This is a genomic window from Arthrobacter sp. 2RAF22, assembly GCF_052115325.1.
Taxonomy (GTDB): Bacteria; Actinomycetota; Actinomycetes; order Actinomycetales; family Micrococcaceae; genus Arthrobacter.
The window spans coordinates 175746-191520 of the sequence record NZ_JBFRGL010000007.1; the positions used below are offsets into that span (position 1 = coordinate 175746).

General features: G+C 63.0%; 11 protein-coding genes. 5 read left to right on the forward strand and 6 right to left on the reverse strand.

Annotated elements, in window-relative coordinates:
• The first annotated feature begins 35 nt into the window (after window positions 1-35).
• Genes AB4068_RS08410 through AB4068_RS08420 form a run of 3 tightly spaced genes read left to right on the forward strand, consistent with a single transcriptional unit; the run spans window position 36 to window position 3092 of the window.
• The gene (locus tag AB4068_RS08410; protein WP_441433133.1) at window positions 36-1613 is read left to right on the forward strand and encodes a molybdopterin-dependent oxidoreductase; all 1578 of its coding nucleotides are present in this window, start codon (window positions 36-38) and stop codon (window positions 1611-1613) included.
• A gap of 36 nt (window positions 1614-1649) precedes the next feature.
• Window positions 1650-2666 carry an asparaginase gene (locus AB4068_RS08415; RefSeq protein WP_441433134.1) on the forward strand — a complete coding sequence of 339 codons (1017 nt, stop codon included), beginning with the start codon at window positions 1650-1652 and terminating at the stop codon, window positions 2664-2666.
• A gap of 15 nt (window positions 2667-2681) precedes the next feature.
• Complete coding sequence (locus AB4068_RS08420) at window positions 2682-3092, forward strand: sterol carrier family protein (RefSeq protein WP_441433135.1); 411 nt, start codon at window positions 2682-2684, stop codon at window positions 3090-3092.
• Window positions 3093-3150: 58 nt separating this feature from the next.
• Here AB4068_RS08420 and AB4068_RS08425 read toward each other — a convergent pair whose 3' ends face one another.
• From AB4068_RS08425 to AB4068_RS08435, 3 genes are all read right to left on the reverse strand, one after another.
• Complete coding sequence (locus tag AB4068_RS08425; protein WP_441433136.1) at window positions 3151-4641, reverse strand: cation:dicarboxylate symporter family transporter; 1491 nt, start codon at window positions 4639-4641, stop codon at window positions 3151-3153.
• 116 nt (window positions 4642-4757) lie between these two features.
• Window positions 4758-7625, reverse strand: a complete 2868-nt coding sequence (locus AB4068_RS08430) for an aminotransferase class I/II-fold pyridoxal phosphate-dependent enzyme (RefSeq protein ID WP_441433137.1) — start codon at window positions 7623-7625, stop codon at window positions 4758-4760.
• Between the two features lie 14 nt (window positions 7626-7639).
• Window positions 7640-9238, reverse strand: coding sequence for an amino acid permease (locus tag AB4068_RS08435; RefSeq protein ID WP_441433138.1), 1599 nt, complete (start codon window positions 9236-9238; stop codon window positions 7640-7642).
• A gap of 272 nt (window positions 9239-9510) precedes the next feature.
• Between AB4068_RS08435 and AB4068_RS08440 the strand changes: the two genes are divergently transcribed.
• Both AB4068_RS08440 and AB4068_RS08445 read left to right on the forward strand, forming a co-directional pair.
• Window positions 9511-11127: a PucR family transcriptional regulator gene (locus tag AB4068_RS08440; protein ID WP_441433139.1), complete on the forward strand. Its 1617-nt coding sequence runs from the start codon at window positions 9511-9513 to the stop codon at window positions 11125-11127.
• Window positions 11128-11132: 5 nt separating this feature from the next.
• Entirely contained in the window at window positions 11133-12044 is a 912-nt protein-coding gene (locus tag AB4068_RS08445) for a glutaminase (protein ID WP_332603434.1), read from the forward strand.
• Here AB4068_RS08445 and AB4068_RS08450 read toward each other — a convergent pair.
• From AB4068_RS08450 to AB4068_RS08460, 3 genes are all read right to left on the reverse strand, one after another.
• Window positions 12041-12805 carry an SDR family oxidoreductase gene (locus AB4068_RS08450; RefSeq protein WP_441433140.1) on the reverse strand — a complete coding sequence of 255 codons (765 nt, stop codon included), beginning with the start codon at window positions 12803-12805 and terminating at the stop codon, window positions 12041-12043. The two genes, AB4068_RS08445 and AB4068_RS08450, sit on opposite strands and share 4 nt — an antisense overlap.
• A gap of 21 nt (window positions 12806-12826) precedes the next feature.
• Window positions 12827-13585: an aspartate/glutamate racemase family protein gene (locus tag AB4068_RS08455; RefSeq protein WP_441433141.1), complete on the reverse strand. Its 759-nt coding sequence runs from the start codon at window positions 13583-13585 to the stop codon at window positions 12827-12829.
• A 142-nt stretch (window positions 13586-13727) separates the two neighbouring features.
• Complete coding sequence (locus AB4068_RS08460) at window positions 13728-15296, reverse strand: NCS1 family nucleobase:cation symporter-1 (protein ID WP_307055798.1); 1569 nt, start codon at window positions 15294-15296, stop codon at window positions 13728-13730.
• Between the last annotated feature and the right edge of the window lie 479 nt (window positions 15297-15775).

Genomic DNA, 15775 nt, shown 5'->3' on the forward strand with positions numbered 1-15775 from the left:
CCCATCTCGGGGGCCTCCGGCTACGAACAACCTGCATGAAGAAGCTCAGGAACTGGCTCAGGGGACCCGCCGCATTGGCTGCACTGGCCGGGGTGGCCGCTGCCGCCGTCGTACTTTCCGTTGCGGAACTGATCGGCGCCTTCTTTACGGCCCGGGCAACTCCTGTGATTGCGCTGGGGTCAACCTTCATCGACTTCACGCCGCCGTGGATGAAGGACTTCGCCGTCACCACGTTCGGCACCAATGACAAAGCCGCGCTGTTTGTGGGAATGGGCCTGACCATCTTCGCGCTGGCTTGCGTGCTGGGTGTCGTGGCCTTCCGCAATTGGGCCTTGGGTGTGTTGGGCGTGCTCGGAATGGGCGCGGTGATTGTGGCTGCCGTGGTGACCCGGGCCGGCGTGAAGCCCGCGGATTCCATTCCAAGCCTAATCGGCACCGTGGCTGGACTCATTGTCCTTCGGTTCTTGGTGGCCCGGCTTTGGAGGCTGAACTCGTTCCCCGACGCCCCTGCCGACACCGCGGCCAAAGGCATCGAGCGCCCAGCCACGACGCGCCGGACCTTCTTCGCCGCTACCGGTGTCACCGTTGCCGCAGCGGCCATCACAGCAGGCGGCGGCCGGTTCCTGAGTGCCGCGCGCAGCAATGTGGCCAAGGCACGGGATTCCTTGAAACTCCCCGCTCCCGCCGGGGCTGCTGCCCCCGTTCCCGCGGGCGTCCAGTCCCCGACGCCGGGAGTCACCCCCTGGCTCACCCCGTCCAAAGACTTCTACAGGATCGACACCGCCTTGAGCGTGCCGGAGATCAACGCCCAGGAATGGGAGCTCCGGATCCACGGGATGGTGGAACAAGAGGTCCGGTTGAGCTTTCAAGACCTGCTCGACGCCCAACTGATCGAAACCCACGTCTCGCTCACGTGCGTGTCCAACCCCGTGGGCGGAAACCTGGCCGGCAACGCCAAGTGGTTGGGCATGCCCATCCGTGACGCGCTGAAACAAGCCCGGCCCAAACCCGGAGCGGACATGGTCCTCTCCACCTCGATCGACGGCTTCAGCGCCTCCACTCCGCTGGAGATGCTTCAGGACGGCAGGGATGCCATCCTGGCCATCGGCATGAACGGCGAACCCCTCCCGCTGGAACACGGCTACCCCGTGCGCATGGTGGTTCCCGGTCTTTACGGTTTCGTCTCGGCGACCAAATGGGTGGTGGACCTGGAAGTGACCCGATTCGCGGACAGCAAGGCCTATTGGACCAGCCGGGGCTGGTCCGAGCGGGGTCCCATCAAGACCATGGCCCGGCTGGAAGTTCCCAAGTCCTTCGCCAAGGTGCCAGCTGGCAAGGTTGCCTTGGGTGGCACGGCCTGGGCCCAGACCCGCGGCATCAAGAACGTGGAGGTCCAGATAGACAACGGCCCTTGGTCCGAAGCCACCCTTGCCGCGGAGGCATCTGTTGTCACGTGGAGGCAGTGGTCCTTCACGTGGGACGCCACTCCGGGACCCCACTACATCAAGGTCCGTGCCACGGATGGAACGGGCGAATTGCAGACCGAAAAGCGGGCGGATCCCGTGCCTGACGGCGCCTCGGGATGGCAGTCCGTTATGGTGACCGTGGAGTAGCCGGGGAAGACCGTTCCTTCACCCTAGACTTGCATCATGCCCTTGAGTTCGCGTGAAACCTTTAGCGTTGAGTCCGCCGTCGAACTGGCAGTGATCGAACGCAGCGGCTTCATCGAATCGCGCCATATCGGTTCCGCAGTGGTGCTTTCCGGTGACGGATCCGTGGTGACCCAACTCGGCGACATCAGCACGCCCATCTATGCCCGCTCTGCGCTCAAGCCTTTCCAAGCCCTGGCTTCGATGCAGTCGGGGGTTCCGCTCCGAGGCGCCCAGGTGGCTTTGGCCTGCGCCAGCCACGTGGGCTCGCTGGATCACATGGACGTGGTGGAAGGCATGCTCAAAGCCGCAGGCGTCCGTGAAGAACAACTGCAGTGCCCGTCGGTATGGCCACAGGACGAAGTCGCGCGCAACTGGTTGATCCGTTCCGAGCACGGCAAGTCCAGGTTGGCTTCCAATTGTTCAGGCAAGCACGCGGCTTTCCTCTGGGCCTGCACCGAGAACGGCTGGGACACGCACAGTTACCTGGAGCCCAACCATCCCTTGCAGCACCGCGTGCGGACCGTTATCGAGGAATACAGCGGCGAGAAAATCGCCCACCTCGGCATCGATGGCTGCGGGGCACCAGTGGCCGCGCTCTCCCTGACCGGGCTGGCACGGGCCTACTCGCGCCTGGCCCAAGCCCCGCGGGACCAGAGCTCCAACGCCCGCGCGGCAACCATCGCCACGTCCATGTTGGACTACCCGTGGGCAGTGCAGGGCCGCGGCGAGGCGAACACCATCGTCATGGACGAACTCGAAGTGCTTGCCAAGGGCGGTGCGGAAGGGGTCCTGGTCCTGGCAACCCCCACAGGTGCCTCTGTCGCAGTGAAGATCCTGGACGGGAATCCCCGCGCGGCCACCCTGGTTGGACTCACGCTTCTCGCGGTTGCCGGCGCCGTCGACATTCCTGGCGTTTCAAGCGTCCTCGAAAAGGTCGTTGAGCCCGTCCTCGGCGGTGGCCACTCTGTGGGCAGGATCCGCCTGGGCCACGCCGTTTCGGCGCTTCTGGACTGATTGGAACTGCGAACAATGGCAATTGCACGACGCCGGATCGGCCTCGAGGAAGGCCGCGCGGCACTGGCCGCATGGCAGGCCGCCGTCGGGCAGGGCACTGCCGGACCGGAAACGGGTCCGGGGACGCCGCCGTCGCGCACAGTGGTGGCCACCGCGGTGCGTTACTCGCTGGAAGAACTCACCGCACGAGCCCCAGGTAACTCCGTGGAAGTCAGGGTGCCGCCGTTCGGTGTGACCCAGTGCGTGGAGGGCCCCCGGCACACGCGTGGCACCCCACCGAATGTCATAGAGTGCGACGCCGCCACCTGGCTCGCGATGGTCACCGGCCGCTTGGCGTGGTCCGCCGCCGTCGACGCCGGCCGGGTAGCCGCGTCGGGCCTGCGCGCCGATTTGTCGGAGCTGCTGCCGCTTTTCGCAAGTTCTTAAGTAACCGATCGCCCCACGGCGGGGCCGTGGGGCGATCAACTGGAATGGTGCGTGGTGCCTAGTCCGGACTGACCGAGGGGCTCCGGTGTTGGCCCGGTTTGATCATTTCGAACTGCGGTATCGCGTCGGGGTTCGGGCCGCCCCGGAACTTCGGCGAAGGCTCGCGTCCTTCGCTGAGGCGCTCGATTTCCTGTTCTTCGAAGACGTCTTCGGCTCCGAGCATGATGGCGGAATCCTCGTTGGTGATTTCACCGTTGAAGGCGCGGACCATGACCGAACGGTCGAACTGGCCCTCCCATTTCGCTACGACAAACGTAGCCACACAGTTGCCAAGCAGGTTGACGACGACGCGCATGGAGTCCATGAGCCGGTCGGCACCCAGGAGCAGCGCGACGCCGGCAACCGGGAAGATACCCAGTGCGGCGGCCGTGGCCGAGAGAGCCAGGAACGACGAGCCCGGGACGCCCGCCATGCCTTTGGACGTCAGGAGCAGGACACCCAGGGCCGCCAACTGCTGGCCGAGGTCAAGGTGGTGGCCGAAGGCCTGGGCCAGGAACAACAGCGAGATCGAAAGGTAGATCGCGGCGCCGTCGAGGTTGAAGGAGTAGCCCGTGGGAACAACCAGGCCGGTGGTGGCCCGGGAGCAACCGGCGTTGGTCAGCTTGGTCATGATCCGGGGCATGACCGCCTCGGTGGATGCCGTGCCCAGCGCGAGGAGGAATTCCTCACGCGTGTACTTCAGGAACTGCCAGAGCGGCACCCGGGCGAAGCTCCAGGCGACGAGGAACAGCAGGCCGATGAAGACGATGGCCGCCCCGTAACAGGAGGCGATGAGGAGCGCATAGGTCCCGAGGGTATCGAGTCCGTACTGGCCGATGATGAACGCCATGGCGCCGAAGGCACCGATGGGCGCCACTTTCATGATCCAGGACATGATCTTGAAGATCAGTTCCAGGACGGTTTCCATGAGGCTGATGACCGGGAGGCACCGCTCGCGTCCGATGACGACGATTGCCGCGCCGAAGAAGACCGAGAAGAACAGGACCTGGAGCAGGCTGTTGCTGGCGAACGCGCCGATCACAGAGGTGGGAATGATGTCCAGGAGGAAGGAAGCCGCATCCTTGGGCGGCGCAGTCCCGGTCTTCGCGTTCAGCGCGTCCTGGGAGAGGGTGCTCGGATCGATGTGCAGTCCGGCGCCGGGCTGCACGAGGTTTCCCACGATCAGCCCGAAGACCAGTGCGAAAAGCGTGGCGCCGGTGAAGTATAGGAGGGCCTTGACCCCGACCCTTCCGACCGCCTTGACGTCGCCCACCGCCGAGATACCCGTGACGATCACGAGGAAGATCAGCGGAGCGATGATCATTTTGATGAGTTGGATGAAACCATCGCCCAGTGGCCGGAGGGCGGACCCAATGTTCGGCCAAAAATGGCCGATGAGTACACCTGCGACGACGGCGATCAGAATTTGGAAGAAGAGCGACTTGTACAGTGGCTTCTTCTTCCGCGGGGCCGAACTCGCCTTCAGCGCCGCAGAGTCTGGGAACTTCATTGATCTGAACCAATCAGTTTGGGAACAGCCCCGATTTTCGGGGATGAATTCAATGTAATCCCGATCACACCATTCCACAAGGGGGAATTCAAATTTCACAATGTGGAATCTGAGAATCAGCGCTGCGCTTCCTCGCCCGCCTTGTCCGTGAAGATCCTGAACCCACGAAGTGGGTCGAAGCCGTGGACTTCCCGCGTATCGAGAGCCTCCATGAACTCCAGCGCCTGGCTGGTGATGACCTGGCCCGGGACCAGGATGGGGAAGCCCGGAGGGTAAGGGGTGACGAATCCGGCCGAAACAACTTCCTCGCCTTCCGCGATCCTGGCCTTGAGGTCTCCCGCGGACAGGTAGGTGGTTGATCCATCCTTGTAGCTCTCGAAATAGGCGGCACGGATGTCCCCATCAGGACTGAGCGGATCGCGCCGGTAGCGGTCCGCGAAGCTGCTGAAATCGGGCAACGGCGGAGTGGTTCCCGTGAGCCCCGCGGCGAGACCTTCGTCTGCCGTTTTCCGCGCCGGCCGTTCCTCTTCGAAGGACTCTGCCAGCTTGACGAGGACTTCGATCAGGTAGGCGACAGCGCTGCGGGAGGTGCCGATGTTGGTCATGAACAGCACGGTGTTACGTGACGTCTTGTTGACTTGGATGCCGTGCTTGTCGGCGAGGTACCGGTGCCGGAAAGTATCGCCGTCGATCCCTGTCCGGCTGATGTCCAGCGTGAGGCGGCTGGGGTCGACGACGAACTCGTCGTGCAGCCAGGCGTCCGCCAGTGCCGCCAGCCCATCCCGGAGCGGCATGGCACTGCCGGTTTCCCGATAGGGTGCCGCAATGAGGTCCCTCGACGTGAGGACCCGGAAGTATTTCTTCAGCAGGGGGTGACGGGCCACTGCCTGGGCAACGATGGTTGCCAGGTCCGCCTGTTTCTGCACCAGGCCGAAACCCTCAAGCTCCACCTGGCGGCGGCCGATGTCGAGCGAAGCAAGGATCTGGTAATTGGGCGACGTGGAGGTGTGGGTCATATATGCTTCGCGAAATGACTCTTGGTTATGCTCGCTGAAGTCTTGGTCGAAGACATGGATCATGGATCCCTGACGTAGCGAGGTGAGGGTCTTGTGGGTGGACTGCGTGGCGTAGACGCGCAGCCGCGCTTTCGCTGGATCCGGAATAAGCCGGGTCTTCAGCCAGAGTTCATCGTCGGCGGGCGCACCCGTCACTCGATCGTGGAGAGATGCCGCTTGTTCGGCGTGCCTGGCGGCATAGCCGGGATCACTGAATGAGGCCTCAAGCTTCCTCGCCGCGGCCATGGCCGTCCTGCGCCGAAAGACGGGGTGGGACCGGGCGAAGGCGAACCAGGCCTCGTCCCAAAGGAAGACGAGGTCCGGTTTGATGGCCAGGCATTCTTCCATGACGCGTTCTACGTCATAGACGATGCCGTCGAAGGTGCAGTTGGTCAAAGTGATCAACTTGACTTCATCCAAGCGCCCGGCACGTCGGTAGGCCAGCAACCGGGCCTTGATCGTGGCCAAGGGCACGGCACCGTAGAAGGCGAACTTGTCCAGCGGGTAGGCGTCCAAGTAGGAAACCCGGGCTCCCGCGAGGACGAAAGCGTAGTGATGGGATTTGTGGCAGTTGCGGTCGACGAGGACCACATCCCCTGGAGCAAGGATGGACTGATGGACGATCTTGTTGGCGGTGGATGTTCCATTGGTGACGAAGAAGGTTTTCTGGGAACCGAAAGCCCGCGCCGCCAAGTCTTGGGCCTCCTTGATCGATCCGTGCGGATCCAACAGCGAATCGAGGCCTCCCGACGTCGCGGACGTCTCGGCCAAGAGGAGGTTCATGCCGTAGAAATCGGCCATGTCGCGGATCCAGGGCGAATTGCCCACCGAGCCACCGCGGGAGATCGGCAAGGCGTGGAAGACGCTGGCCGGGCGCCGGCTGTATTCCTGCAGTGCGGTGAAAAACGGAGTCCGGTACCGCTCGGCAACACCCGACAACAGCGACAGATGCAGGTCGAGATTGTCCTGCCTGCGGAAAATCCTCCGGAACCGCTTCGTCAGTGAGCCCGCGAGGCTCTCCATGGCCACACCGGCTACCAGGTACACGTCCAGTTCGGGGCGCAACTCGGAGATCTGCTCGGCAAGGCTGAGGAACCTGCCCAGCGGTGGCATGCCCGCAAGGTCAGTGCCCACGAGGCCGGCAAGGTATTTCCTCAGGTCGCGGCCAAGCGGCTGGCTGCTGGCGATGCTGAATCCCGGGCGGAGAATGCACGCTTGGATGGCTGGGTTCAGGACCAAGGCAACCAGCGCATCCTCGTAGCTGGGAACCACGATGAGTTCATAGGTGAAGGCATCGGACGGCCTCCGCTGGGCCAGCAATTCCGCTTTCAGCGCTTCGGCTTCTTGTTCAGTCATGTCGTCGACAAACAGGACATCGAACCGGGGACGCTCCCCCGCCGGCCGCCGCTCCCGGCCGTCTTCCGGGACACCCGAAATAGAGCGCTCCGCCCCGGACTGCCCTGGTTCTTGGCCGACCCGGTCCGGGCTGACCGGTCCCGGGCTGGCTGGACGCGGACCTACTGGTCCCGGACCGGCGGAAGGCATCAGGTGCGCCATTCCGCGGATCATGCCCAATCCGGCGTCGTAATCGCCCGAATCCATGCAGTTTAGTAACGGCGCCAACGCGGCGAGCCCCGGCGCCGCCCAATACAGTTCCATGGCCTGAAGAAGGCGCAGCGCCTGGACGGCTTGATCCTGCAGTCCGGAGAGCGACTGCATTCCCTGTCCTCCCTTTGCCAGCTGCTTGAACGCGTACCCGAGAAACTCCCACGCGTCAGCGCGCGAACGCCACGCGCTGCTGGGCGTCTGGATGTCCTGCCTTGGAGGTTGGCTGTTCACGTGGCTTCGCTTGCTCGGAGTGGTTTCCGTCGTCAGGGTGGCGCTGTTGTTTCGGGGCGTGATGCCGGGCAAAGTGGTTCCGCTTTCCATCAATTCGTTGTGCATCAGGAGCGTTGGCCGCCCTGGGAGAAGGAACCGGCGACGACGGGAAGGTCGCCAGTGTGGCCGCGCCGGGCCTCGGCTGCCTCCAGGATGCGTTTGCGGCAAGCGAACCAGCCAGCAATGAGGAGGGGTATCAGGAGCAGAAGGGAAGCGAGGACCCAGCGCCCCGTCTCCGAGAAGCCCATCGTGACAAGAACGAAGGCGAGGAAGGCGAGCGTGAGGTATGAAGTGAAGGGGGCTCCGAAGAGCCGGAATGACGGACGAACGGCCTTGCCGAGCCTGACCCAGGCCTGAAGCTTGATGTGGCACAGGATGATGGTTGCCCAGCCGCCGATGATCCCGATCGCAGAGACCTCGAGAACGATCTCGAACACTTGGGACGGCACGAGGGCATTCAGGCCGACGCCAAGCAGAGTGATCACGGCTGTCAGCAGGATGCCGCCATAAGGCACCCCCGATTTGCTCATCCTGGCGGTGAACTGTGGCGCGGAGCCATTGACCGCCATCGACCTCAAGATCCGGCCCGTGGAATAGAGGCCGGCGTTGAGGCTCGACAAGGCGGCTGTCAGGACAACGAAGTTCATCACCGATGCCGAAACGGCCGCGGCATGGGGATCTCCGAGATGGGAAAAGAAGGTGACGAAGGGCGATTCGCCGGATTTGTACGCCGTGAACGGCAAGAGCAGCGAGAGCAGCACCACGGAACCGACATAGAAGAGCGCAATCCGGAAGACGACCGTGTTGACGGCCTTCGGCATCACCCTTTCCGGATTGGCAGTTTCGCCTGCAGCCGTACCAACAAGTTCAATCGCGGCATACGCGAACACGACGCCGCTGATCGCCAGCAAGGGCGCTACGGCACCGGTCGGGAAAGCTCCGCCGTGGTCCAGGATCACGCCCAGCCCTGGAACGCCGATGTCGGTCTTCCCACCAAAGACGATGAAGCAGACCCCGACGACGAGGAAGGCTACCAGCGCGGTCACCTTGATCAGGGCGAACCAGAATTCCATCTCGCCGAAGATCTTCACGGAGACGAGGTTCAGGGCCAGCACAATGACAAGGGCGCAAAGGGCGATAAGCCATTGCGGGATTGTTTGCAGCGGCTCCCAGAATTGTCCCCAGAACTTGACGTAAAGCGCCACGGCCGTGACATCGACAATCGACGTCATGGCCCAGTTGAGGAAGTAGAGCCAGCCGGCCGCATAGGCCATCTTCTCGCCATAGAACTCCCTGGCATAGGACACGAACGAACCCGAGGATGGCCTGTGGAGAACCAGTTCGCCGAGGGCGCGCAGAATCAGGAACGCAAAGAACCCGCAAAGGGCGTAGACGAAGATCAAGGCTGGGCCGGAACCGTTCAATCGGCCACCTGCCCCCATGAAAAGGCCCGTTCCGATCGCTCCACCGATGGCTATCATTTGGATCTGCCGCGGCTTGAGCGTCTTGTGGTACCCGGCCTCCTCGCTCGAAAAGTCCTGCGCCGAGGTTGAACGGTCGCCAAGAAGCTCCCGGTTGTTTTCCAGCGAATCAGCGGGATCAAGCCCGGCAATCCGAGCCCCGGCGATCGGGCTTGGCGCAGGCGAGTTCAGTGTGCGTTTCATTCCAGGGGTCTCCTTTGACTCCGGTTCCGCGGGTGCGGCTGCATGCTCCAGAACTTGTCCCCCGGCTTGAGTGTTGGATCACAGCTGCACTGCTGGATCGTCAGCGGGGGGACGGAAAACAACTCTAGGTTCCAGCGGAAGGGAAGGAACTGTCTGGCCAGCTAAATTCGCCGGATCCCCGTTGTGCGCGAATAACAACTCCGTTCCGCCTGAGTGCGAGTAATGTTCATGGCTGTGAGCGCGGCTAAGCCGCTTAGAGGAAGTGAATACGGGTGGCACCCCTTGAATCTGCCGAGCATGTCATTGGCGCCATGCTCAGCGACATACTTGAAGACATCGGCGTCGACAACGGGCAGCTGCTGGTTCCTCCCGGAATGGACAATGGCACGGTTCGTGAAACCGTGATCGTGGACGCCGAGGACGAGACGGCCGTCCAACGCGGGAGCTTGGTCTTGCTGATCGGAGTCCGGGGTCGCGCGGCATTGCCGAGCATCCGGAAGCTGATTCCGGACTACCCCGCCGCCGTCGCGGTCAAAGGGAGCGAGGAGGAACTGGACGCCGTCCGGGAAATGCTGCTTCCCACCGGAATCGGCCTGATTGCCGTGTCTCCCGCAATGAGCTGGGGCACGCTGGAGAGTATCGCCAAGGACCGCATCCAGGAGCCGGCACTTTCCACGGACGCGTCCACGATCATCCACCGGGATCTTTTTGCGATCGCCCAGACCACCGCCACCCTGACCAACGGCCACGTCGTCATTGAGGATCCCGCAAACCGCGTCCTGGCGTATTCACCGGCCTCCAACGACGTCGATGAACTACGCAGGCTCTCCATCCTGGCCCGACGTGGACCCGAACGCTACCAAAAACTGTTGAAAGAGTCCGGGGTCTATAAGCACCTGCAAGCGGCCGAAGCTCCCATCCACATGGAAGCCAACCCGACGGAAGGCCTACGGGAACGGGTGGCCATCGGGATCCACGCGGGCAACCGGATCCTGGGGTACATCTGGCTTCAAGAAGGGAAGGAACCCCTCGCTCCCAACACGGACAAGCTCATGGTCGGAGCTGCACGGCACGCGGCGATAGAACTGGTCCGGCACCGCAACGAACAGTCCCAGGCACTGCGGCGCGACAGGATCTCCAGCCTGCTCAGCGGCACTCCGCAGATCCACTCCCAGGCACAGTCCGCGGGCATCGATCCATCCAAGCCGGCGGCCCTCGTCCTGATTTCCGCCAAAGGCGACGACGAGTCCGCGGCGGGCCTACAACTGCGGCGCGGCGAGTTGGCGAATGTGGCTTCGATCCATGCGGCGGCCTACCGACCAGGTGCTGTGGTGGGAGCCATCGGCCTGGAAATAGCCATGATTCTTCCCGATCTTGACCCAGTGAAGTCCCCGCCGGCCATCAACCGCCTCATCAACCTCATTGTCCGGGACGCAAGGGTCCACCTGCACTGCCAGGTGCAGGCCGCCGTCGGACCCGTCGTCGAACGCCTCGACGCATTGCATGGCACCCTGGAGCATGTCCGCAGTGTACTGAAGGTCCTGAAAAGCACACCCTCAATCCATGTGGCGTCCTACGCCGACGTGGAAACAACTGTTTTGACGAAGGAACTGCTGGAGCTTCTGGCGTCAAGGACCGACCTTCGGCACCAGGGCATCACCCTGTTGTGCAAGCGATACCCCGAGTTCGCCACAACGCTGTTGACCTACCTTGAATTCTTCGGCGATGTGAACCGGTGCGCAGAGGAACTGGCCGTCCACCGGAATACGGTGCATTACCGCCTGAGGCGTGCGTGCGAAGTGGCGGGCATCGACCTCCAGTCCGCAGAGCAACGGCTGCTCGCACATCTTCAGCTCAGGCTGTGGACCCACTCCGAAGGACGGAACTGAGTAGCATGGACCTCCAGAATCTCCTTGACGACATTGTCGGCACGGTCCGGCCCTTGCTCGGCCAAGGAGCACCTGCCGACTACATCCCGAGCCTGGCCGCGGTGGATGCCAAGCAATTCGGCATTTCCATGGCAACCGCCAACGGCGACGTGTTCTCCTCCGGAGACGCCGACGTGCCCTTCTCCATCCAAAGCATTTCGAAGGTCTACGCCCTCGCCCTCGTGCTCGCTGGCGATGGCGACCGGATCTGGAAGCGCGTGTTCAGGGAGCCTTCAGGCAATCCATTCAATTCCTTGGTGCAGCTGGAACATGAGGACGGAATTCCGCGGAATCCGTTCATCAACGCCGGCGCCCTTGTTGTCACGGACAGGCTGCTCAGCATCGCGGGCAGCTCGCCATCTCCCGTCCGGGAATTGCTCCGCCAAGAAAGCGGTAACGACTCCGTCGATACGGACCCCGAAGTGGCAGCGTCGGAGGCAGCCAACAGCCACCGCAATGCCTCGCTGGCACACTTCCTGGCCAGCTACGGGAACCTGGAAAACCCCGTGGAATCGGTCCTCGAGGCTTACATCAGCCAGTGCGCCCTGGAAATGAGCTGCACCGACTTGGCCCTGGCGAGCAGGTTCCTGGCCAACAACGGGCTGCTCGGGAACGGCACACCGCTGCTGTCCCCGTCCCAGACCAAGAGAATCAACGCCGTGATGCTCACGTGCGGCACCTACGACGCCGCCGGCGAATTCGCCTACCGCGTAGGACTCCCTGGAAAGAGCGGAGTGGGTGGCGGCATTGTGGCAGTAGTACCCAACAAATGCACCATCTGCGTCTGGAGCCCCGGCCTGGGACGATCCGGGAATTCACTCGCGGGCGTTGCCGCCCTCGACGAGTTCACCACCCGCACGGGCTGGTCGATTTTCTAGCCGCGGCCCACGAACGGCATCCCCGCGGCGGTCACCACCACGGATCCAACGTTGGCCGACGCTGGCATGTTCGCCATCATCAGCACGGCGCGGGCGGCGTCCTCCACGGGAAACATGGGCTCCACACGCCTGCTTCCATCGGCCTGGAGCGCCCCCGAGCCCACGCCGATGGTGTCCATGATTTCGGTGCGGGTGTTGCCGATATCGATCTGCCCGCAGGTAATTCCGAACGGACGCCCGTCCAGCTCGATGCTCTTGGTCAGACCACTCATGGCGTGCTTGCTCACCGTGTACGCGACGGACAATGGCCGCGGCGAATGGGCGGAGATGGAGCCGTTGTTGATGATGCGTCCGCCCTGTGGCTCCTGCGCCTTCATGGTCCGCACAGCCTCTGCAGCGCACAGCATGGATCCTGTGACATTGACGGACAGCGTGGCATTCCAATCGGCCACGCTGATCTCGTCCACACCGCCGGAAGGACCGAAGATGCCAGCATTGTTGAATAGGACATCAACCCTCCCCCAGAGCTGGCGGGCTGCAGCGAAAAGGCGCGCGACGTCGTCGGGCACTGTCACATCGCACGGCACCGCAAGCGCCTCGGGGTGGCCGTCGGCAGTCTCGAGAAGCTGCGCTTCCCGCCGTCCGGCGAGGGCAACGCGGTAGCCGTCGGCCAACAGAAGGCGGGCAACCGCCCGCCCGATTCCGGAGCCGGCTCCGGTGACGACGGCCACCCGGGGCCGGGTGGGGATGGTTTCGCTCACGCGGTTCTCCTGTTTGTCGGGCTAGTGCGCGGCGGGAGCATCCGCCGTCGTCGTGTCCGTTGTGATCAGGGGCCAGCCTATGACGGTCTTGGGGCGCGGTGTGGCGTAGGTCCGGACCTTGGACGTGGACAGTCCCAGGCGGACGAGCGATTCGGCGATGGTCACGGCTGCGGCCACGCCGTCCACCACCGGAACGCCGCAGCGTTGGCGGATCTGTTCGTCGAGTCCTGCCATGCCGCCGCAGCCGAGGACGATGACCTCGGCCTTGTCGTCACGCACGGCTCGTTCGGCCTGTTCCACGATGGCCTCGACTGCGCGTTCCGGGTACTCCTCGAGTTCCAGCACTGCCATGCCGCTCGCGCGGACGGATGCACAGCGGTCGTCGAGGCCGGCAAGCTTGAGGCGGTCCTCGATGAGCGGGACCGCGCGGTCCAACGTGGTGACCACGGAGTATTTGTGCCCGAGGAACATCGCGGTGCTGGCCGCGGCCTCGGTGATGTCGACCACCGGAACGTCGAGGAGCTCCTGGAGTCCTTCGCGTCCGTGCTCGCCGTAGCCGGCCTGGATGACGGCGTCGAACGGTTCGGGGTAGTTGACCACGCGGTCCATCACGGCGATCGCCGCGAGGTAGCTTTCAAAGTTCCCCTCGCACGAATCGGCGCCGAACCGCGGGGTGATGCCGATGATCTCGGTGCCGGGAGCCGCGACGCTTCGCGCCTGGGCTGCGATGGAGTCGGTCATGGATTGGGTGGTGTTGACGTTTGCGACGAGGATGCGCATGTGTTCCTCCTGGATAGCCCAATTAATCCCCACCGCCACCCTCGCCTCGCAAGCTCGGCCAGGGAACCCTGACGGTGTGGGCCCACGCAGTTGTTGTCGTTTTGACGGGCGAAAACGACAACAACTGCGAGTGAGTTGAATATTAGTGGTTGCTGACGACGGCGATCGGCTCGCCGGAGACGTCGGTGTGCTGCTGCTTCTTGTCCGCGAACAAGTAGTAGCACAACGCCCCGATGCCTGCGCCGAAGAACCAGGCGAACGGTGCCGCGGCCTCCAGTGCGGGAACGAACGCGATAAGGATAGCGACGACGGCGGCCGGAACCATGGCGGCGATCGCCCTGGGGTTGACGCCTCGCTTGTAGAAGTAGGTGCCCGAAGGGTGGTCCGTGTAGAGATCGAGGACGTTGACCTTGCCGCGGCGCAGAAGCCAGTAGTCGGCCATGACGACGCCGAACAGCGGGCCGAGCAGCGCGCCGAGTCCGCCCAGGAAGTACACGATCACGAGGGGGTTGTTGTAGAGGTTCCACGGCAGGATGATCAGGCCGATGGTACCGCTGACCCAGGCTGCCTTGCGGAAGTTCAGGTGCTTGGGGAAGAGGTTGGTCAGGGCGTAAACGGGTGCCACGAAGTTCGCCATCAAGTTGACCGCGATGGTCAGGATCAGCAAAGCGAGGCAAGCCAGGACCAGGAAGAGCGTGTTGGGGATGCTCTGCACGATGTCCGAGGGGCTTTCAATGATCTTGCCGTTGATCTTGTACTGGCCGCCGGCCATGATCACCACGATTGCGCCGAAGAGGAGCATGTTGATGGGGATGCCCCAGAAGTTGCCACGGACAATCGACTTCTTGGACACCGAGGAGCGGGTGAAGTCACAGAAGTTCAGGACGAACGTGCCGTAGATGGAGACCCAGAGGGCGCCGCCGGCAAAGATCGTGCGCCACATCTCGCCGCCTTCGAGGCCCTTGATGCCGGACCACTGGATGGCACCCCCGGCCTCAACGAAGACCCAGATGGCAATGGCCAGCATGGTGGCGAGAATGATGGGGCCTGCGAAGGCCTCGTACTTTCGGATCATTTCCATGCCGAAGCTGACAATGACCAACTGGACAATCCAGAGCGATACGAAAGCGATCCAACCAAGGGTGGACAGGCCGAGGATCGAGTTGGCGTCCATGTCCTTGAGCCCGGGGAACATGGCGACAAGCATGACGCGGAGCACCACGGAGGCAAGGTACGTCTGGATTCCGAACCAGGCGATGGCCACGGCCCCGCGGACAAGGCTGGCCAGCTGGGCGCCCCGGATACCGAAGCTGATCCGGCTCATGACCGGGAAGGGAACACCGGTCTTCTGGCCCATGAAACCGGAGAAGGTCAAGAGGGTGAACAGCAAGACGGCGCCGATGCCCAGGGCCACGAGGATTTGCCACCCGCCCAGGCCAAGGGAAAAGAGGCCGATCGCAAAAGCGTAGTTGCCAAGGCTGTGGACGTCGTTGGCCCAGAGGGTGAAGATGCTGTAGCTGGTCCAGCGCCTACCCTCCTTCTTGGTAGGGGCGAGGTCGAGGTTATAGAGGGTGGGGCTGATGTCTCGGCCCGCTGCGACGGACGCTACATCGCACAGGGTTTCATTTCCTACTGACGGATGGACCGAACTGCCTGGCAGGATGGTCTGCTCCGGAGCCGTTGTGACGCCGACTGGGGGAGTCGATTGCATCGTGGATCTCCACTTCTTTGTGGTGCTGCAACTAGGCTTCCGAGACGCTGTGAGAGGAGTTGAAGCTTTTCGCATCGTGGAATCTAGTTATTGAATAGTGAAATAACTGTATGAGCTAGGTCACCTTTGGTCAAGGGCCAAGCTCCCGACGGCGGTCACAAACGGCAGCGTGGGCGCCGCGGGACCCCCTGGGCGCTAGTCTCCGCGGGACGAGATTGACGCTTGACGAACGCATGGCTAATCTCGAATTACAGAATTTTATTCTCACAATACGAAATTTCTATGCACGGTTCAGCGCGCACCACAGTGCAAGCGCCCAGACATTCAATGAAGAGAGGTTGGACGTGGCTGCAGGAGAAGAGACCTCACACATCCTTAGCGGGTTGACTTCCCAGCTGCCTGATCGTGATCCGGAAGAGACTGCCGAGTGGGTTGAGTCTTTGGATGCGTTGATCAGGGAGCAGGGCACGGAGCGGGCG